The organism is Paenibacillus sp. GP183, assembly GCF_900104695.1.
Classification (GTDB): Bacteria; Bacillota; Bacilli; order Paenibacillales; family NBRC-103111; genus Paenibacillus_AI.
Genome location: NZ_FNSW01000001.1, coordinates 2,939,100 through 2,960,063, shown reverse-complemented (window position 1 = coordinate 2,960,063; position 20,964 = coordinate 2,939,100). Strand labels below are relative to the sequence as shown.

At 33.3% G+C, this 20,964-nt stretch carries 18 protein-coding genes and 3 pseudogenes; 19 read left to right on the top strand and 2 right to left on the bottom strand.

From position 1 onward, the window contains the following. Positions 1-18 precede the first annotated feature (18 nt). From BLV33_RS14535 to BLV33_RS14495, 9 genes and pseudogenes are all read left to right on the top strand, one after another. Positions 19-783, top strand: coding sequence for a YveK family protein (locus BLV33_RS14535; RefSeq protein WP_090792853.1), 765 nt, complete (start codon positions 19-21; stop codon positions 781-783). Further along, positions 764-1,453, top strand: coding sequence for a CpsD/CapB family tyrosine-protein kinase (locus BLV33_RS14530; RefSeq protein ID WP_090792849.1), 690 nt, complete (start codon positions 764-766; stop codon positions 1,451-1,453). The genes BLV33_RS14535 and BLV33_RS14530 overlap by 20 nt, the downstream gene beginning before the upstream one ends. A gap of 67 nt (positions 1,454-1,520) precedes the next feature. After that, positions 1,521-2,076 (top strand): annotated as a pseudogene (locus BLV33_RS14525) (polysaccharide biosynthesis protein); the annotation flags it as partial. Positions 2,077-2,776: 700 nt separating this feature from the next. Then, on the top strand, positions 2,777-3,445 hold the full coding sequence (locus tag BLV33_RS14520; protein ID WP_090792846.1) for a sugar transferase: 669 nt from the start codon (positions 2,777-2,779) through the stop codon (positions 3,443-3,445). Positions 3,446-3,569: 124 nt separating this feature from the next. Next, positions 3,570-4,459 (top strand): annotated as a pseudogene (gene galU, locus BLV33_RS14515) (UTP--glucose-1-phosphate uridylyltransferase GalU). 112 nt (positions 4,460-4,571) lie between these two features. Next, positions 4,572-5,396, top strand: a complete 825-nt coding sequence (locus BLV33_RS14510; protein ID WP_090792842.1) for a glycosyltransferase — start codon at positions 4,572-4,574, stop codon at positions 5,394-5,396. Positions 5,397-5,551: 155 nt separating this feature from the next. After that, a complete protein-coding gene (locus BLV33_RS14505) occupies positions 5,552-6,685 on the top strand; it encodes a glycosyltransferase family 1 protein (protein WP_090792838.1) in 1,134 nt (377 codons plus the stop codon). A gap of 142 nt (positions 6,686-6,827) precedes the next feature. After that, positions 6,828-7,985 (top strand): EpsG family protein, encoded by a 1,158-nt coding sequence (locus BLV33_RS14500; protein WP_171909161.1) that lies wholly within the window; start codon positions 6,828-6,830, stop codon positions 7,983-7,985. Between the two features lie 18 nt (positions 7,986-8,003). Continuing rightward, positions 8,004-8,879 carry a glycosyltransferase family 2 protein gene (locus BLV33_RS14495; RefSeq protein WP_090792831.1) on the top strand — a complete coding sequence of 292 codons (876 nt, stop codon included), beginning with the start codon at positions 8,004-8,006 and terminating at the stop codon, positions 8,877-8,879. Between the two features lie 147 nt (positions 8,880-9,026). Here the strand turns inward: BLV33_RS14495 and BLV33_RS30800 are convergent. Together BLV33_RS30800 and BLV33_RS30795 are read right to left on the bottom strand one after the other, a co-directional pair. Further along, positions 9,027-9,475: pseudogene (locus tag BLV33_RS30800) on the bottom strand (IS630 family transposase). Between the two features lie 9 nt (positions 9,476-9,484). After that, positions 9,485-9,685: a helix-turn-helix domain-containing protein gene (locus tag BLV33_RS30795; protein ID WP_366414856.1), complete on the bottom strand. Its 201-nt coding sequence runs from the start codon at positions 9,683-9,685 to the stop codon at positions 9,485-9,487. A gap of 365 nt (positions 9,686-10,050) precedes the next feature. On the opposite strand from BLV33_RS30795, the gene BLV33_RS14475 reads away from it, so the two are divergent. From BLV33_RS14475 to BLV33_RS14430, 10 genes are all read left to right on the top strand, one after another. Then, positions 10,051-11,073 carry a glycosyltransferase family 2 protein gene (locus BLV33_RS14475; RefSeq protein ID WP_090792820.1) on the top strand — a complete coding sequence of 341 codons (1,023 nt, stop codon included), beginning with the start codon at positions 10,051-10,053 and terminating at the stop codon, positions 11,071-11,073. Between the two features lie 46 nt (positions 11,074-11,119). Further along, positions 11,120-12,607, top strand: a complete 1,488-nt coding sequence (locus BLV33_RS14470) for an oligosaccharide flippase family protein (protein WP_090792816.1) — start codon at positions 11,120-11,122, stop codon at positions 12,605-12,607. An 80-nt stretch (positions 12,608-12,687) separates the two neighbouring features. Next, positions 12,688-13,482, top strand: a complete 795-nt coding sequence (locus BLV33_RS14465; protein WP_090792813.1) for a glycosyltransferase — start codon at positions 12,688-12,690, stop codon at positions 13,480-13,482. 52 nt (positions 13,483-13,534) lie between these two features. Beyond that, the gene (locus BLV33_RS14460; protein ID WP_090792809.1) at positions 13,535-14,392 is read left to right on the top strand and encodes an alpha-1,2-fucosyltransferase; all 858 of its coding nucleotides are present in this window, start codon (positions 13,535-13,537) and stop codon (positions 14,390-14,392) included. A gap of 24 nt (positions 14,393-14,416) precedes the next feature. After that, complete coding sequence (gene gmd, locus BLV33_RS14455) at positions 14,417-15,499, top strand: GDP-mannose 4,6-dehydratase (protein ID WP_090792805.1); 1,083 nt, start codon at positions 14,417-14,419, stop codon at positions 15,497-15,499. 89 nt (positions 15,500-15,588) lie between these two features. After that, the gene (locus BLV33_RS14450) at positions 15,589-16,758 is read left to right on the top strand and encodes a DegT/DnrJ/EryC1/StrS family aminotransferase (RefSeq protein ID WP_090792800.1); all 1,170 of its coding nucleotides are present in this window, start codon (positions 15,589-15,591) and stop codon (positions 16,756-16,758) included. After that, complete coding sequence (locus BLV33_RS14445) at positions 16,748-17,680, top strand: GDP-L-fucose synthase family protein (protein WP_090792795.1); 933 nt, start codon at positions 16,748-16,750, stop codon at positions 17,678-17,680. Before BLV33_RS14450 ends, BLV33_RS14445 begins: the two co-directional genes overlap by 11 nt. Positions 17,681-17,791: 111 nt before the next feature. Further along, entirely contained in the window at positions 17,792-19,168 is a 1,377-nt protein-coding gene (locus tag BLV33_RS14440; protein ID WP_090792792.1) for a sugar phosphate nucleotidyltransferase, read from the top strand. Positions 19,169-19,318: 150 nt separating this feature from the next. Beyond that, positions 19,319-20,365, top strand: a complete 1,047-nt coding sequence (locus BLV33_RS14435) for an ogr/Delta-like zinc finger family protein (RefSeq protein WP_253187053.1) — start codon at positions 19,319-19,321, stop codon at positions 20,363-20,365. A gap of 1 nt (position 20,366) precedes the next feature. Then, positions 20,367-20,957 (top strand): hypothetical protein, encoded by a 591-nt coding sequence (locus tag BLV33_RS14430; protein ID WP_090788281.1) that lies wholly within the window; start codon positions 20,367-20,369, stop codon positions 20,955-20,957. Positions 20,958-20,964: the final 7 nt, after the last annotated feature.

The window sequence follows — 20,964 nt, the reverse complement described above, 5'->3', positions numbered from 1 at the left end:
ATTATGGAGGTTTAGGAAATGGAATACGATTTAAGGGATTATTTGAAAATTATCCGGAAAAGGGTGTGGATGATTTTAGTAGTAGTTATCATTTCATGTGTTGCAACCGGCGTGATGAGTTACTTTTTTATACAGCCGACTTATGAAGCATCAACAAAGCTGATTGTTAATAAATCAGATACTCGTCTGGGAAGTGATACAGTAGACATCAATTCCGTTAACCTTAACCTAAGATTAATTGATACCTATAAAGAGGTAATTAAAACCCCTAGAATAATGGATCAAGTAGAGAAACAGTATCCTGAGTTCGGATTAACATCTGACAAGCTTATTCAAAAAGTAAAAGTGAGTTCTGTTAATAATACACAGGTTATGACCTTGATTGTTCAAGACCGTTCTTATGTGACTGCTGCCAGGATTGTAAATGCAGTATCCAAAGTGTTTGAGAAAGAAATACCTTTGATCATGAAAGTGGATAACGTTTCATTGCTGAACGAAGCGAATGAGGCGGAAAAACCTTTACCCGTCAAACCTAACCCGAAATTAAACTTTGCCATCAGTTTTGTCGTAGCATTGATGATTTCTGTTGGTATTGCATTTCTCTTGGAATACCTCGATGACACAATCAAGACAGAAGCGGATGTACAACATTATCTAAATATACCTACCTTAACGATGATAACCAAGATGAAACCGGAAGATTTTATTCACCAAAGTTCAACAAAAACCGAAAAAACCGAGCTTAGGGGAAGTGAGGCTCCTCATGTCACAATCAACCAATAAAAATCCGCTTATCACGGATGTAAATCCTAAGTCGCCCATTTCTGAATCCTATAGAACATTAAGGACAAACATTCAGTTCTCTGCCGTAGATGAAGATTTGAAAGTACTCATGGTAACTTCAGCGGGCCCTGGAGAAGGGAAATCGACAACGATTGCCAATTTGGCAGTGGCCTATGCGCAATCGGATAAGAAGGTTCTTTTAATCGACGCAGACCTTCGCAAGCCGACTATGCATCATACTTTCAGATTAACGAATAGATGGGGACTTACCAATTTATTAACAAATCAGGCAGAGATAGAAGAAGTAATCAATAGCTCCAGTATTCCTAATCTTGATGTTCTGACATCAGGACCCATTCCGCCTAATCCTTCTGAAATTTTATCATCGAAGCGAATGAATACTCTTTTGGAAGAATTGAAGAAACGTTATGACATTATTTTGATAGATTCTCCACCTGCAATTGCCGTAACGGATGCTCAGATTCTGGCAACCAGGTGTGATGGAGTCATACTTGTAATAGATTCGGGCAAGGTAAAACGAGAAATCGCCTTGAAAGCCAAGGCAAACCTTGAGCATGTACAAGCAAGACTTTTAGGTGTAGTACTGAATAACGTGGACAGAAAAAACAAAGACGCCTACTACTATTACTATTATGGAAATAAAGAATAGAACAGTTGATTAATGGGGGATGCAACATGAAGTTTCAAAGCAGAATTGTCTTATTGGTAATCGTTGAGCGGAATGTGCACCTCAGTATTCAGCTGAGAAATTTGATCTAATATCGTCAGTCAAAGCAGCAGTGAATCCATCTAGTGTCATGGGTGCCACTAAACGAATTGCAGAACATATTATTCAAAGCTTGGATCGTAAAAGCAGTCGCTGATTGCTTTGGACCGGTAACCGTAACACATCCGGATATGATGATATTTTACATTCCCGAAGCTGTGCAGTTAGTCATTCAGGCAGGTGCATACGCAAAAGGAAGCGAGATATTTATAATCGATAGGCGAACCGGTCAAAATTTTCGATCTTGCAGCAGATTTGATTCGCCTTTCTGGGTTTGAACCAGGAATTGATATCGACATAGTTTTTACTGGTATGCGCCCTAGGGAGAAGTTATTAGGAACTTCTACTCAATGATGAAAAGATAGAAAATACCCTTCATGATCGCATATTTGAAATCCAATGGAAATGAGTCAAAGTGAGTTTGACCTCGAGTTAAAACGCTTGGAGAAAATGATCGGCTAAGCGGGATTAACCGAGAAGTTGTTAAACACATTTTTCCCAATTAAATCCATGTTAGTTAAATTTTCGGATTTTCGGGAATTCAGTAGTCACTACATTGAAAGAGTATTGTTGTTTATTTCATCAGGGAATAAAGTACCTTATAGGTAATGTCTACTATACCTTTATTATCGTAGGCACTCGGTCAAGCTGTGGGAGAATTTCCTTAGACGTGTATCGTCAATGGTTTGATGTGAGGGTGGGTTAAATGCCCTTAAGCTTTTTTGTTATTTCCAACCTGAGATAAAAAAAGTGATTTCAAGATTTTTGATAGAGCTTATATTATTCAGTTGCATAATGTTTTGAAATTAGTTTTTTATTCTCATCAACTTTCTGACAATGAAAGTACACTAAAAACAAATGTTGATTTGGTTTGATACATATTCACTTGATTCTAGAGTTTTTTGGGATAATGTATTATATTTGTAAATTTAGACCTTAACGTCAATTACTGCAATGACGCTGGCCGCTGTAATCTCGCAGACACCGGTAGGCTTCAGATGTTCTTCAATCTCCAAATCTAGCTCGGCGGTGAAGCCATGATTGTTTTTATACAAATTCGATCAATTCGGAGTTGATTAAGGGGGGTTGAAATTTAAAAGTAAATATTGATTTGGATGAAATGAAATGTAAGTTTTTCTTATTTTGCTATTAAACTACAAAGCAAAAATTATTATTTAAAAAATAAGTAGGAGGTATAGTAAAGAAATGTCGGCAGGAAAAAATGTGGGGGATTTTTATAGCGAGTATTCTGTAGCATTAGAGCAATCCTATGAACGTAATGGGATTGATTCAACAGGATTATACCGATACATAAAAAAGATTATGGATTTTTTGATAGCTCTAATTGGTTTGGTTCTATGTTTACCGGCATTAATCATTTTTATGATTGTAATTAAGTTAGAAACACCAGGGCCAGCTTTTTTTTTGCAGGAGAGAATGGGGTTAGATGGAAGATGTTTTAAAGTGATTAAACTAAGATCTATGGGGATTGATGCAGAAAAGAATGGGGCACAATGGGCGGCAAAGAATGATCCACGAGTTACAAAGATAGGGGAGTTTATTAGAAAAACTAGAATTGATGAAATACCACAGCTTATTAATGTACTTAAAGGTGAAATGAGCATCATTGGTCCTCGACCGGAAAGGCCGGTATTTACTGCTCAATTTAATGAGGAAATCCCGGGGTTTGTGAATCGTTTATTGGTAAAACCAGGGCTAACTGGATGGGCACAAGTTAATGGTGGGTATGAGATCACACCGAAGGAAAAATTAGAACTGGATTTATATTATATACGAGAGCTTTCCTTATGGTTAGATTTAAAGATTATATTTATGACGGTAATAGTAGTTTTAACGGGAGAAGGAGCAAGATAATTCTATGGTATTGCCTATAAGCAATAATAAACATCAATCTTTAAAATACTTTTGCGGTTGTTCCACGCAGTTTTTTAATAAGTTCAGAGAGTTTAATGGAATATTAGATTGGAGTTGTTAAGAAATGAAAAAAATAAGAAAAGCAATTATCCCTGCTGCAGGTTTAGGAACTCGGTTTCTGCCAGCAACAAAGGCAATGCCTAAAGAAATGTTACCTATTGTCGATAAACCAACAATTCAATATATAGTTGAAGAGGCTGTAGAGTCTGGAATTGAAGACATTATTATTGTTACAGGTAAAGGAAAGAGGGCCATCGAGGATCACTTCGATAGTGCTTTTGAGTTAGAGCAAAATTTGATCGAAAAGAAGAAAGTTGAGTTATTAGAGGAAGTTAGAAGGTCAACAAATTTAGTTGATATTCATTATATTCGCCAGAAAGAACCTAAGGGTTTGGGGCATGCAGTATGGTGTGCAAGAAATTTTATTGGGGAGGAACCGTTTGCTGTATTACTAGGAGAGGAGATGATATTGTACAAGCTGAAATACCTTCATTAAAGCAGTTGATTAATCAATTCGAAAGAGTGCAATGTTCAGTGGTTGGTGTACAAGAAGTACCTCAAGAAGAGACTTACCGATATGGAATAATAGAACCAACTACTCAAGATAATCGGCTTTATAAAGTAAAACGTTTTGTTGAAAAACCTAAAATAGGTAATGCACCGTCTAACTTGGCGATAATGGGAAGGTATATTCTTACTCCGAAAATCTTTGAATTCTTGGATAGGCAAGAAAAAGGTGCTGGTGGAGAAATACAGTTAACAGATGCAATTCAGAGTTTAAATGAGGTACAAAATGTATATACCTATGATTTTGAAGGTAAGAGATACGACGTTGGAGAAAAGCTTGGTTTTATTATGACGAGCATTGAATTTGCATTGATGAGAGAAGATTTGCGATATCCAATTTTACAATATCTAGAAGGAATCTTAAATAAAGAAAAGTTATCCTTTTAGAAATTTGAATTATAAAGATAAAGTTAGATTTAATGAGTATTTTTTTGCAAAAAAATTGCTTTAAGGAAAGTATTAATTAAATAATTAATCTATTGGAGAAGCAAATAAAGAGATGATAACGAATAAATATTCTGTTCTAATGTCTGTCTACTATAAAGAGAATCCCATTTTTTTTAGAGAGAGTATAAAAAGTATGTTACATCAAACCATCAGACCAGATGAGATAATAATTGTGAAAGATGGGAAATTAACAAAAGATCTTGAAGAAGTTATTTCAGAATTTATTAATCCTTTAATAAAAGTAATTTCTTTAGATGAAAACAAAGGTTTGGGTGAAGCTTTAAATATTGGAATGAGGTATTGTAGTAATGATTTAATTGCTCGGATGGATACTGACGATATTTCAAAAAAAGATCGGTGTGAAAAACAACTTAGAATGTTTTCAGCAAATGAGTCACTTTCGATAGTAAGTTCATCAATTGTAGAATTTGACGAAAATATAAATAATGTAAAAACAATTAAAAAGTTACCAACAAATCATAACGATATTATAGAGTATGCTAGGAAAAGAAATCCATTTAATCATCCTGCAGTAATGTTTAAGAAGTCTGCCGTTGAAATTGCAGGTGGTTATAAACATTTTCATTTATTTGAGGATTACTACTTATGGGTAAGAATGATAATGAATGGAGCTATTTGTGCTAACATTGATGAACCACTATTATATATGCGCACAAATTCTGCTTTGTACAATAGACGTGGAGGTTGCTCATATTGTAAATGTATCATCAAATTTAAATGGTATCTTAAGGAAATTGGATTTATTTCAGCTAAAAATTTTTTGATTTCTACCATTGCTCAAGGAACAGTCGCGATTTTGCCAAATAAATTAAGGATGTCAGTATATAAGAAATTTCTAAGAAATAAACAAACTTAACATAATAATCAATTTAAGTTAAAAAGGAACAGTAAGATTATTTCTTAAATGGAAAAGAAATATGTGTGATACTTGCTTTTAAAGATTTAAAAACATCAACCCCAGAAACAATTAGGTCACATGAGGTGTTCAGGTGTTTTACGGAGGATAAGGTAATGGAAATTAGAGTTCTACACATCGTAGACAGTTTGAACCGTGGAAGCGGGGTTATGTCTGTTATTATGAATTTATATAGAAATATTGATCGGTCGAAGGTTCAATTTGATTTTTTGGTTAGCTTTGATAAATCGCCAAACTATGAAGAAGAATTAATCAATATGGGAGCTAAAGTGTACCACTTAACCCCTCCTACTTTGAAGAATATTCGTTCTTATATCAATGAAATTGATGAGTTTTTTAACACACACGCAACCTATACAATCATACATTCGCACACACCTACTTTTAATTTGTTTATCTTTCCTATCGCAAAAAAATATGGTATAAAATTTCGAATAGCTCACAGTCATAATTCCAAATATTCAGATAAACTTCTAAAGGCAATAAGAAACTATTTTATGTTGCTGCCTACTAATTTGATAGCAAATGTTTATCTCGCCTGTTCAAATAAGGCAGGTGAATTTTTGTTTGGAAAGAAAGCTTTAAAAGAGGGTAAAGTTCATATCATTAATAATGCGATTGATTGTGAGCGATTCAAATATAATGAAATTATTCGAGGCAGGGTTAGAAAGGAGCTTGAGATCGAGAACCAATTTGTTATAGGTCACATAGGTAGGTTTTCAGAACAGAAAAATCATACGTTTTTAATAGATGTATTTTATGAAGTTCTTAAAAAATCAAAGAATGCTTTGTTGCTTCTGGTTGGTGACGGGGATTTGCAAAAAAGTATCATGGAAAAGGTTAATTCGCTTAATATTCAAGACCAAGTTAAGTTCTTAGGAGTGAGGAGTGATATCAATAATTTGATGCAGGCTATGGATGTTTTTGTTATGCCTTCGTTGTTCGAGGGACTCCCAGTTGTTGGAGTTGAAGCTCAAGCATCCGGTCTGCCTTGTATTATATCTGATAATGTTACAAAAGAGATAAAGGTAGCTAATGTACAATTTCTAAGCCTGAGAAGCCCTATCAGTGAATGGGCTGAGAGAATACTTGAATTTAATGTAAAACATTTTCGTGTGGATTCAACCGATGATCTTAGAAAAGCGGGCTTTGATATTAAGCAGGAGGCAAAGAAGTTGAAGGAGCTATATGTAAAACTAGAATCAATGAATAAGTCAAATTTCATTTGAAAAGCACCAAAATGAATTGCGTTTGACGCCTTATTAAGAACAGTATTTAATTTAGTAATTGTATAAATTTTCTATCTATACATTTTTTGGAGGTTCAAGATTTAGTTGCCCTGCAAAAGCAAAGGAACAGGTGAATATGTGGTTGTACTACATTTTTATAGAATATATATTGACGTTAGCATTAGTAACTAATGGAAAATATACCAGTGAAAAAAGGATAAGTAAAACGAACGATAAGGTGTACTTATTACTAACATTTGGGTTATTCCTATTTTTTTCAGCCTTTAGGGCAAGTTTTGTTGGGAATGACACGAAATTTTATCTAGATTTATATAAGAATATATCGTGGACAGACAATTTAGACTTGTTTACTGGAAGAATTGAAATTGGGTTTGTTTATTTGAATAAACTATTGAGTTTAGTTTTTACCCAACCTCAAATAATATTAATTGTTACTAGTGTTATTTTCATGTTGGCTTTTTGTTTTTTTATTTATAAATATTCTACGATGACATGGCTTAGTGTCTATTTATTTTTTGTTTTAAGGTTTTTTGACGAGTCAATGAACATAATTCGTCTTGATATTGCGTTGGCAATTGTACTGTTTTCCTACAATTTTATTCGAAAAAAACAACTGTTTCGATTTATATTTCTTGTATTGATTGCAACATTATTTCATGCTACTGCAATTGCATTTTTGCTTGCTTATCCAATTAGTCGTTTAAAATTCAATTTTAAGTTTGTTTTAATCACCATATGTGGAAGCATAATACTATTTTTCAGTTTCTCATCTTTGTTAAATGAATTACTTCTCATTTTTCCCAAATATCAATATTACGTTGGTACTGTTTATCTTGACGGGAATGTACGAATAGCAAGCATCATGAATTTACTAGTTGGCTTAAGTATCTTGTTAATTGGCATAAAGACAAATTACCATAATAACAGTACTGAGCTAAAAATAGAGTTAATTGGTGATCTTAATAGTCAAAAACCTAACGTTGTAAATTTGAAAGATAAGGTAAATGACGGCGAGATATTCCTTATTTTTACATTCATCTGGGTTGTAATAACATTTTTATCAATTAATTTCGCCTTGCTCTCACGAGTTGGATTATTTTTTGAGATGTTTGCTATTGTATATTTACCAAATGCAATTAAACAGATGAAGAACAAGAAACTGGCTTTATTGTACACTATATTGATAGTAATATTATTCTTTATTTATGCTACAGAAATTCAGATTTTTAGACCAGACTGGAACAGGATTTACCCATATGATTTTTTCTGGAACGAATAATTGAGGAGATAACCTGAGATGAAATTTTCATTAATTATGTGTACAGCAAATAGAGTCAATGAAGTAAGACGTTTTTTTGAGTTTATATCTAAACAGACATATAACAATTTTGAGATAGTACTTGTTGATCAAAACAAAGATGACAGATTACAGGGTATAACTGAAGAATACGGAAAGTTAATTAATTTAATATATATAAAATCAGATCAGGTTGGTTTGTCAAAAAACCGTAATATAGGATTAAAGTATAAAACTGGAGACATAATAGCATTTCCTGATGATGATTGTGTTTATCCAAGACATACCTTAGAAAGAGTACATGAAGCGTTCGTTAATAATAAAAATGTAGATTCGATAACTATTCAATTTACAAAATTAATTGGAGAAGGCCACGAGCAATTAGAAATAAATGATTTTAATACTATTACAAATGTCAAACGAGTAAATAAGTATAATTGTATAAGAAGGACATGTTCAATCACGATATTCGTTAGTAAGAAAGTTCATGAAAATATTGGGGGGTTTGATGAAAAACTAGGATTGGGAGAAACATTAATCCCAGCAGGTGAAGACTATGAATACGCATTAGGTATTTTGAAAAATGGGTTTAATATGTTCTATATCCCTCAAATAGCTGTTTTGCATCCAGTTCTTAAGTTAAATTTGCTTGATAAGAACGAATATGATAGAAATAAAAAACGAATTGAATCGACAAGTAAAGTAATTATGTACATAGCCAATTATCATAAGCTAGGTTTGGATTTTAAAATTGTTAGAATTAGTGATAGAATATTAGGTTTATTATTTCGTGCGATAATGTTAGATCTAAAAAGGTGTAATTTAATATTTAGTGATCTTAGATCAATGTTTAAATATTGGTATATCCGTATATGATCGAAAATTGAAATCTAAAATAGATCATAAAATGGAAAACAAATCTATGTTAAAAAAGATAGTAGGATTAAAGTTATACACAAAGAAAGTGGTGGACTATCCAATGCAAGAAATGCTGGCTTTTATAAGATGTACTAATGACGGCAATTAAATTTGATACATAAACGATCGATGATTTTCATGGGATCTGTCAAGATGTGTTCCATGAAGACAGACATTGTTAATGACATCTGATTTAAGCCACTTCCATAGTCCTTCAACGATATTGAGCTGGGGACTGTATGGGGGCAGAAACACAAGCTTAAGTCTGCCGTTCAATGATTGGAGGAAGGGTTCAAGCAGCTTCGCATGATGGATGCGGCGTTGTCCAAAATCAGTACGTTTCTCCTTGTGGTATAAGCGAGAACGACTTTTTGGAGAAATTCCAAGAATGTTTCCGCCGTATACTGCTCTTCTTCCTGCCACACAATCATGCCTGTAGCATAATCAAGTGTAGCCAGCAGTTTTACGCCCCGATGCTTGCCCGTTGTTTTAATGATTCGCTGTTTGCCTTTTGCAAACCACGTGTGTGGCAGCGCTTGATAGTCGCGAATCATGCTATGTGATCAATTTCGCCGTCTTCGTAATTTTTTTAAGCCTGGAAAAGTGGTTTTGACAAATTCGTTCTGCTTTTCTACTTCAGCAGCCGCTAGCGTGTACGTCGGTTTGGTGTAGCTGAGCCCCATACGATGCATCATTTTCGATATGCCGCGGATCGAGTACTCGTGTTTGAATTCACGTTTGATATAAGCACCGATGATCTCCAGCGTCCAGTTGAATTTGGCAGGGAACCCAACTTCATGAGGCAGCGAGTCAATAATGGCTTTCTTCAGTTGCGCCTGCTATTCCTTAGTTAATCGTTCTGGCGCACCAGTCGAGAACTTCATGATCAAACCGTCAAGTCCGAGCTTTCGGTAGGTGCGAATATACTCATTGACGGTGTATCCGATTTTCCAATTGCGATTGCAATTTGTACGGGACCTTGACCCAATAAGTGAAGCCGTACATTGCAGAATGGAATCCGCTTCAATCAGATCACAAATCAGTATGCCATCCCTCAAATTAGGGTAATTCATTAGGCTGTATTGTCAGAAATTACAGGAAAATCTACTTAGTTGCATGAGGTGTAAAAATGAATACCACTCAAAGGGTTACAGTGCTAATGCCTGTATACAACGGAGGGAAATTTCTATCTGAAGCAATTGAAAGCATATTAAATCAAACATATAGAGAGTTTGAATTTTTAATAATTAACGACGGTTCAACAGATAATAGTGAAGAAATAATTAAGGGATATAATGATAGTAGAATCATATATGTGGAAAATGAGAAAAATATAGGTTTAATTCAAACTTTAAACAAAGGATTAGGTTTAATCAATAGTGATTATATAGCTAGAATGGATGCTGATGATATTAGTTTCCCAACAAGGCTAGAAAAGCAAATTAAGTTTATGGACCAAAATAAAGATATTGCAGTATCTGGAACGTCAATTCAGTTGTTTGATGAGAGGGGTTGGAAGAAAAACTATATAGTGAGGAAAGATCCTTTGCAAATAAAAACACAACTTTTATTTTATTCTGCGTTAATGCATCCTACTGTAATATTGAGGAGGAAAATTATTGTTGAAGGGAATTTTACTTACAATGAAGCCCATCAATCGCTTGAAGATTTTGGTCTTTGGCAGAAAATTTCATTCGAGCACAAATTAAGTAATATTCAAGAAGTACTTTTGAAATATAGAATTAATGAATCAGGAATTACACAAGTAGCTGAAAAAGATATGGACAAAAGGGATATTATGCAAATGAGAGTTTATCAACAGGCTTTCGAGTACTTAAATGTGAGTATAGATAATAAAGAATTAAAAAAATATAGATTGTTTATTGCAGGCAGTGCTTTCAATGATAAAGATAATATCGCTATAATAGCAAAATTACTAAAATCATTGAAGCGGTCAATAGAAAACGATGGGTACGATTTAGGGATGTTTTATAAGATAATGAACGGATATTTTAGAAAAAACTGTTCGAATAGTGGTTTCAATTTTCAAGAGTCAAGTGATATTTATAAAGAATTCTTCACAGATTTATTTAAATATAGTTTTACAGACAAGTTGAAATTTGCAATTAGAAGATATTTATTTAAATATTAAGAGATTAAAGTAGTGTAAGTAAGTAGTTTTGAAAGAGGTATATAAAATGGAAAAGAAAAGTTTTTTGACTGAACTACTAAAAAATATAAAAAGCAATTATTTAAGAATGATTATTCTAGCATTTCTTAGTTTTTTATCTTCAGTATTATTTTCGAGAATGCTGGGACCTAATTCCTATGGAGCCTATACTTATATGATCTGGTTGACTAGCACAATGGCAACACTACTGGGGTTAGGCTTAGGAGGAACAATAACTAAGTTTTTACCTATGTATTATTTAAATGAACAGTTCGATGAAAGCAAAAAAATTCTAAAATCTCTTTTGATAATACAAACACTTTGCATCACTGTTATAAGCATTATTTTAATTATTACATTTCCGCTATGGGAAAATCTATTGCAAAGCATTAATTCGGAAGAAACTTCTATTTTGGTTTTTTTATCAATTGTTAATATATTACCAGTAGCGTTGTTAACATTGTTAATAAGTTCAGTCCAAGCTTTACAAAGATATGATATATTCTCAAAAGTCGCGATTAAGGCTCAAATATTTGGATTTATTTTAAATATAATTCTTATATTAATATTTCACAAAATCGTTTATATTCTAATCGTTTCGTTTATTATTTCTACTTATCAAGTAATATTATATGCTGCTTTTGTTAAAAAAGAATTAAAATTTAGGGTTCATGATTTGTTTACTGAGAAAAGTGCAATTATAGATAGAAAAAGAATCTTTAATTATTCAAAATATATGTACATTAATGTTGTGTGGCAACAAGTTGTATTTACTCGCTCTGAATATATATTTTTAGGAATTTATTCAGGTCCAAAGGAGATTGCTGTTTATGGATTAGCATATGGTTTAGTTAACATGGTTGGAATGGTTTTTTCACCCGTAATGAATGTTTTAAACAATTTCTTTTCAGCATTGGTTGCTAAGCAAGAAATAAATTTATTAGAAACTATTGTTGTAAGTCTAACAAAATACTTTATTATTTTATTATTGTTTCTCTTAACATATGCATTTGCTTTTTCTAAAGAAGTCATCAACTTGGTATATTCTAGTCAATACAATGATGTTGTTTTAAGCTTCCTAATTATGCTTGCTGGTTTTGTCCTTTTACAAGGAGTTGGAGTTGCTGGTAGCATACCTTTTTTATATGAAAAACAAAAGTTCGTAGTCAATATGGGTATAGTAGCTGGTGTTATTAATATATTACTTGATATAATTTTAATACCTAAATGGGGTTCTTTAGGCGCAGCTATTGCTAATACAACTACTCAAGTTATTAGTGCAATTATTGGATTTATCTACATTATTAAGATTACTAATTTTAGATTTAGTATATCAAAGTTAATACCTAGTATATTGTTGAGTATTGTTTTTTGCTTATCTTTAATTTATATACAACAATTCAAATTGAAATTGTTGATAATAATTGTGTATACATTAGTTTATTTTTCATTACTATACGTTACAAAAATAATTAGTAAACAAGAAATAAACAAAATAATATGTAAATTTAAATAAAATTTATAGTTTTAATACTATTTCCTATATATTAAAGAAAATCCTACATACTTAAGAAGTATTTTTGAACATGAGATGAAATGATTGGAGGGATTAATATTAAGCAGTTAAAAGTAAATATGATTATGCCGAATTTTAATGGGGAAAAATATTTAAAACAGTCAATTGATAGCTTTTTGGATCAGGATTATATAAATAAAAAGCTAATCATCGTAGATAATAAATCAACTGATAGATCACATGAAATTATTAACAGTTATTCGGGGAATAAAAGTATATTATGGGTTAAAGAAATGGATAAGGGAATTTCTAATGCATTAAATATTGCGTCAAACTACTTAGATGGTGATATTATCGGTTATTTAGGATCAGATGATTTATTGTGTAAAGATATCTTTAAGTCCTTAAATTACTATTTTAATCTATTGAGTGTTGATGCCATAAGTTGTAATTCTATTACTTATTATGTAAAAAGTAAATATTATTATCAAAGAAAAAATCCCAATTATCCGTTTAATAAAACCAATTTACTTAAATACGGAACACTAACTGGTTTGCAAAATATATTTTTCTCACGTCAAATTTATGATGAAAATAGTTTTGATGAAAAAAATAAGTATAGCATGGACTATGAATTTTATTTAAGGCTTGCAAATACCAGGAACATAAATGTTTATAACTTGGACCAGACAGCAACAATTAATATATTTGATGACAATATTTCTTACATGATGGAGAAGAAACAAATTCAAGAGGCTTTTAATGTTGCTTATAGGTATTGTAATAATAATGCCGAGCGTCTTATTGTTAATAAAAGAAAACTTATCTATCAATATCGTCAATTTAAGAAAAAGCTGAGTTCATTGTTGTTATGAATTTATTAAATTATTATTACTTTTTTAGACCCATTATTTTAGGAGGTAAGAAGTGGTTATTGTAAAAGTAATTGGTGGACTCGGTAATCAGATGTTTCAGTATGCGTTTTATAGATCACTGAAAGAAATATACTCAAATACAAAGCTTGATGTCCTATCATTTGAGAATTATCACTTGCATAACGGATTTGAGTTGGAGAATATATTTAAAAATATAAAAACCGAATACGCTAATCCAAAAGAAATAAAAGAGTTCTCTGATTGCAAAAAGGGAGCTATTTCCAATATCAGAAGAAAACTTTTTGGAGTTAAGCAAACATATTATTGTGAAGAATATCTTGGATATAATAAAAGCATCAAAAATAATACGGCCAACATGTATTTTGATGGTTACTGGCAAAGTGAAAAATATTTTTTGGATATTGAGAATGTAATAAGAAAAGAATTTACATTTATACCTTTCAATGAGAAAAAGAACATTCTTATGTCTAACAAAATGAGTCAGACTAATTCTATATGTATCCATATTCGGCGAGGTGATTATGTCAATCATCCTTTATATTCGAATATTTGTAATTTAGAATACTACCAAAACGCTATAGATTACATGAAAAATAACATAGCTAATCCTTTTTTTTATGTGTTTTCGGATGATATTTCGTGGTGTCAAAATACCTTTAATATTACGACTCAAGTTGATTACATTGATTGGAACAAAGGGAACAAGAGTTACAGAGATATGCAGTTAATGAGCATGTGTAAACATAATATTATTGCAAATAGTACTTTTAGTTGGTGGGGAGCCTGGCTTAATAGCCATCCAGATAAGATAGTTGTAGCACCAAAAAGGATTTTAAACAGCGATAATGACGTAGTGGACCTAATCCCAGAAAATTGGATAAGGATTTAAAAAATGAGAAAGAAGAGGTTGATTATGAAAAAAAAAGCACTTATTACAGGGATAACAGGTCAAGATGGCTCTTTTTTAGCAGAATTTTTATTAGAAAAAGAGTATGAGGTACATGGAATTATTAGAAGAAGTTCATCGTTTAATACAGGAAGAATCGAACATTTATACATAGATGAGCTGATTAAAGATATGCATAATGAAAGTAGGGTTATCCTACATTATGGGGATATGACCGATTCGACAAATCTTATTAGACTAATAAGAGAAATAGAACCAGATGAAATATATAATTTAGCAGCTATGTCCCATGTTAAAGTTTCATTTGAAGTTCCAGAATATACTGCAGATACAGATGCAATTGGAACATTACGATTACTTGAAGCGGTAAGATTTTTAGGGTATGAAGCCAGAACAAAAATATATCAAGCGTCCACTTCTGAATTGTATGGAAAAGTGCAAGAAGTACCTCAAAGAGAAACAACACCTTTCTACCCGAGAAGTCCTTATGGTGTAGCTAAGCTTTACGGTTATTGGATCACAAAAAACTATAGAGAAGCCTACAATATGTTTGCTGTTAATGGGATTTTATTCAACCATGAATCCGAAAGGCGTGGTGAGACTTTTGTAACTAGAAAAATTACACTTGCTGCTGCAAGAATTAATAAAGGAACACAAGAGAAGTTATACCTTGGTAATCTAGATGCCAGACGAGACTGGGGGTATGCTAAAGATTATGTTGAATGTATGTGGCTAATGCTACAACACGAAGCCCCAGAAGACTTTGTAATAGCTACAGGTGAAATGCATACCGTAAGAAAATTTACAACTTTAGCTTTTAAAGAAGTTGGAATTGAAATTGAATGGCGAGGTGAAGGTGTCGATGAAACAGGGGTTGATAAAGCAACAGGAAAAGCATTAGTTGAAGTTGATCCCAAATATTTCAGACCAACAGAAGTAGAACAACTATTAGGGGACCCTACTAGAGCGAAGACAATATTAGGATGGAACCCTACCAAAACTAGTTTTGAAGAGCTAGTTAAAATAATGGTTAAAAGTGATATTAGGCTTGTTGAAAGAGAAAATAGAATAAGAAGAGAGTTTGACTGATTAACTGAAGCTACGACTGTTCAAAAAATTAAATTGTGTAGCTTATTCTCAGGTTTAATCATACACGAGAAAATAAGGAGGATACTTAAATGATAGAGTATAAATTGTCAGATGATACTTGGTCTAACGAAGAAATTGAAGCAATAAATCGCGTTATAAATTCTAATAGGTTCAGCATGGGCAAGGAGGTTGAAGAATACGAAAGAAAATTTTCTGAAAAGGTTGGAAGCAAGTATGCGGTTATGTCAAACTCTGGTTCTTCAGCAAATTTATTGGCAATAGCTGCATTGGTTTATTCTGGGAAGCTTTCTTCCGGCGATGAAGTAATTGTACCTGCCGTTTCTTGGAGTACTACATTTTTCCCTGTTGCTCAACATAATTTAAAGTTAAGATTTGTAGATATTGATGTAAATACATTTAATATTGATGTTTCAATTTTGGAGAACGCCATAACTGATAGAACTAAAGCAATATTTTCAGTGAATTTATTAGGAAACCCATGTGAATACGGAAAAATCTTAGAAGTTTGCAAAAAATATAATTTGATTCTTATAGAAGATAATTGTGAAGCATTAGGAGGCTTATATAAAGAAAAGCAATTAGGAACTATTGGCCTTTTGGGAACTTATTCAACGTTCTATTCTCACCATTTGTGTACAATGGAGGGTGGTGTAACAGTAACCGATGATGAAGAACTTTACCATTACTTATTGAGTATTAGAGCGCATGGTTGGACAAGGAATTTACCATCAAATAGTAAAATATACGCTAAAAGCAACGATGACTTTTATGAGAGTTTTAATTTTATAATGCCGGGTTACAATTTACGCCCTATAGAAATGGAAGGGGCAATTGGAATAGAACAATTGAAAAAGTTTGACAAAATTATAGAGCAAAGAAAGAAGAATGCTAAATATTTTATAGAACGAATTAAAGATGTAAAGTATATTCGACCCCAAAAAGAAGTTGGAGATTCCTCTTGGTTTGGGTTTGGGATGTTATTAAATGATGAATTAGATATTCGTAAACAAGTAGTAGAGGCTTTAAAGAAAAATAATATTGAAGTGAGGCCCGTTGTCGCCGGGAATTTCACAAAGAATATTGCAGTAAAATACTTAGATTATGAAATATATGGTAATTTAGTAAATGCAGATATAATTCATAAGAATGGCTTTTTTGTTGGGAATCATAGTAAAGATAATCGAAAAGAAGTAGATATGCTAATTGATGTTCTTAAAGGAATATTAAATGAAAGATAAACATTCAAAAATTTTTATCGCTGGACGCAATGGAATGGTTGGTTCATCAATAGAAATAGAATTTCGGAAAAGAGGATATGAAAAGATTATTGGTCTAAATTCAAAGGAATTAGACTTAAGAAACCAAGCAGATGTTGAAGATTATTTTTCTAAAGAAAAACCAGAGTATGTCATATTAGCCGCAGCAAAGGTTGGAGGAATCATGGCAAATATGAAAAGTCCTGCTGAATTCTTATATGATAACTTAGCTATACAAAATAATGTTATACATTGTTCATATAAGTTTAACATTAAGAAATTGTTATTTTTAGCATCATCTTGTATTTATCCAAGATTATCTCCACAACCGATGAAAGAAGAGTATTTGCTGGATGGAAAAGTTGAACCTACTAATGAAGGATATGCAATTGCAAAGATTGCTGGCTTAAAAATGTGTGAGATGTATAATAAGCAATATGGTACAAATTTTATCAGCGTTATGCCTTGTAATATTTATGGAATCGGCGATAACTTTGATCCACAAAAATCTCATGTTGTAGCTGGATTGATTAGAAAATTCCATGAAGCAAAAATAGAAAATAAAGAATATGTTGAGGTTTGGGGTACGGGTGATGCAAGAAGAGAACTGATGTTTAATGAAGATTTAGCAGATGCATGCATATTTTTATTCGAATCTTATTCAGGAGACAATTTTTTTAACGTAGGGACTGGTAAAGATATTTCAATTAAGCATCTAGCATATCTTATAAAAAAAGCTGTAGGTTTTGATGGTGATATTAAGTTTGATATAACAAAACCCGATGGTATGCCACAAAAATTGCTAGATGTTTCAAGATTAAAAGATTCTGGATGGGTTAATAAAACAGAACTTGAAGATGGAATAAGAAAAACTTATGGTTGGTTTCTTAAACACCATACTTAAGCAAGAAAAAGAATTATTGAAACAACAAACTAAACAAAAGGAGGGGTTTCAGTGTGAGTTGTTCCCGTCCTTTCTCTTTATAAAATTTAATAAAGGATTGTGGTTTAATATATGAAATTCGTATTATTATCAGGTGGTTCTGGAAAACGATTATGGCCTTTATCTAATGATGCTCGATCGAAGCAGTTTTTAAAAATATTAGAAAATAAGAATAAGGTACGAGAATCAATGGTTCAGCGCGTTTGGGGACAGCTAAAATCGATGGGATTATCTGATTCAGCTGTTGTAGCTACTAGTAAAGCTCAAGTTGATATAATCCAAAATCAATTAGGTCATCATGTTCCTCTTGTTGTAGAACCTGAGAGAAGAGATACTTTTCCTGCAATAGCACTAGCATCCGTATATCTCTATTCAATTGAAGGTGCAAGCCTAGATGAGGTAGTATGTATTTTACCTGTAGATCCTTTTGTAGAGGATACTTTTTTTAATCAAATAAAGGTTTTGGAATCAGTACTTCAATCATCAGGTGCCGATGTAGCTCTTATGGGTGTAAATCCTACCTATCCTTCATCTAAATATGGTTATATTATTCCGCATAAAAATGAAAAACAACAGGGAACATACGTAAGCGTTAGTCATTTTATAGAAAAGCCAACAGAAGAACAGGCAGAGGAACTAATTAGAAAGCAAGCCTTGTGGAATTGCGGGGTTTTTGCATTTAAGCTAGATTATATAATCTCCTTATTAATTGAAAAGGGATTATCAATTCAATATGAGGAGCTACTAAAAAATTATAAGAAACTGCCGAATATCAGCTTTGATTATGAAGTTGTGGAGAAAGCTAATCATATCGTTACGCTTCCTTATGGCGGCTATTGGAAAGACTTAGGCACATGGAATACGTTAACTGAACAGATGGCGGCTCAAGTCATTGGTAAGGCAATAATCAGTGAGGATTCAGTTAATACACATGTAATAAATGAACTTGATTTACCGATCATTGTACTGGGACTACCGAATACAGTAGTAGCAGCAAGTCCAGACGGAATTTTAGTAACTGAAAAGAGTGCAAGTCCGCGTATAAAAGATTTATTGGGTACTATTGATCAAAGACCGATGTATGAAGAACGGCGTTGGGGCTGGTACCGTGTGCTAGATTATACGAGATTCGGTGAAAATCGAGAAGTGTTGACAAAACGAATTGGGGTTAAATCTGGATGTAATCTTTCCTATCAGTTACATTATAAACGTTGTGAAGTTTGGACCATTGTTAATGGGGAAGGCGAATTTGTCCTTGATGATAAAATATACCCTGTTAAAGCGGGAGATGTTCTACAGATACCAGTTGAGGCGAAGCATGGAATTAAGGCCTTAACAGATTTAGAATTTATTGAAGTTCAGGCTGGAACAGATTTAATTGAAGATGATATCGTACGTATCTTTATGACATGGGAAGAAATAGAGAATCATTGTTTAAGTAAAAAATAAAAGCAATTTTAGTTGAGTCTGATTAATAGATCTTGCTTCTGAATTGTTTTTTTTTTTTTTTTTTTCTACGACAGCAAGATTGACTAGCAGGAATTTCCAATCTTTTATCGAAAGTATAAAGGTCAGAATTTATTGTAGGAGATGACCTTAATGCTTGAGAAAAATAGATTGGGTGCTGCGCCCAGAGTTTACTTCAGACCTGAGTTTAAAAAATGTCCGCACTGTGAGTCAAAATTGCGGAGAACCCATACAGCATGGGAGAAAAAGATTGTCACAACAAACGGAATCATCCATGCATGGAGTATGGCTTATGCTTGCAAAAATCTAGATTGTACACATACAGGAGTTGCGTATAAATCTGCTGAAGCTGAGATGCTTAGCATGAAGCATTCCTCATATGGATATGATGTGCTTGCTCTCGTTGGAGAACTGCGCTTTAAGCAGCATCGAACAGTTAAAGAAGTTGCTGATGCGTTGAATGAACGAGGTATTCCAACGAGTGAAAGGCATGCTCAAAATTTGTACGAACGCTATCAGACGTTGCTTTCTGCGAGTTTGGATGATCATGTAAACAAAGTACTTGCAGAGACTACCGAACAAAATGGCGGCGTCATCTTATCGATGGATGGCGTTCAGCCTGAGAAAGGGAATGAAACTCTATATGTCCTACGCGAAGTATTCAGCGGCACGGTACTCGCTGCACAAAACATGAAGAGCGGAACGGCAGAAGAGCTGAAGACGCTCATTGAACCCATCATGGAGTTGGGCTATCCAATTGTAGGTATTGTAAGTGACGGGCAAAAATCCATTCGGCTGGCATTTGAGACCTTGTTACCGGATGTGCCTTACCAATACTGTCAGTACCATTATCTGAAGGACATAGCCAAACCCATTATCGAAGCCGATCGTAAATTAAAAATGGAACTCAAAAAAAGCATGCGCGGGATTCGGGACATCGAACGAAAAATAGAACAGGCTGAGATCCAAGCATCCGAGACGGGGAAAACGGAACAGCCAGATTCGGAAACTGCTGAAATTACCGAAGCGCAGATTGCCAAGGGATATGTGGCAGCTGTCCGAGCCTTGCTCCTAGAAGACGGAGATCCACCATTGGAGCTTCCTGGATTAATGATTTATGAACGTGCACAAGCGATTCAGGCTTCTTTACAAAGATGCTTGAGTAAAAAAAGAGCCTAGTTTGCTTCAAAATATTATCAGAATATTCAGCAAAATAGATGAAATGAATCCTGTTTATGAAGCCGTATCGCGGCTAATGAAACCGATGGATTATATCGCCATTATCCTTACCCCTGGTGAAGATAAAACTAGCGAGACGGTTGAATGGGAGCTATCAATGTTACTGAATTGGGTAAAACAAACCTACACGCTTGAGAATGACGAACTCATGGTTAACAATTTACTCAACTTTTCCAAAGGGTTTTGGAGAGGTCTATTCACTTGTTATGATCATTATTACATTCCAAGAACAAATAATGACTTGGAGCAATTCTTTCGACAGACGAAGGCTAGTCACCGTCGAATTACAGGACTTCGTAACTGGAACAGCTACATCGTACGCAATGGTGAAATGATCGTATTGGTGAACGATGCGCTTCGTCAAGAGCATGTGATTTCACGACTGCGTTCCGTTTCCTTTAGTCGTTATAAAGCACGGAAAGCACAGTGGGACCAGCGTTTAACCTGTGTCATATTACGTAAAAAGTTTAATCGCAATACCGAAGGCTACCTCAACGACTTAGAGCATAAATGGAATTTATTGAACAGTTAGTTGATTA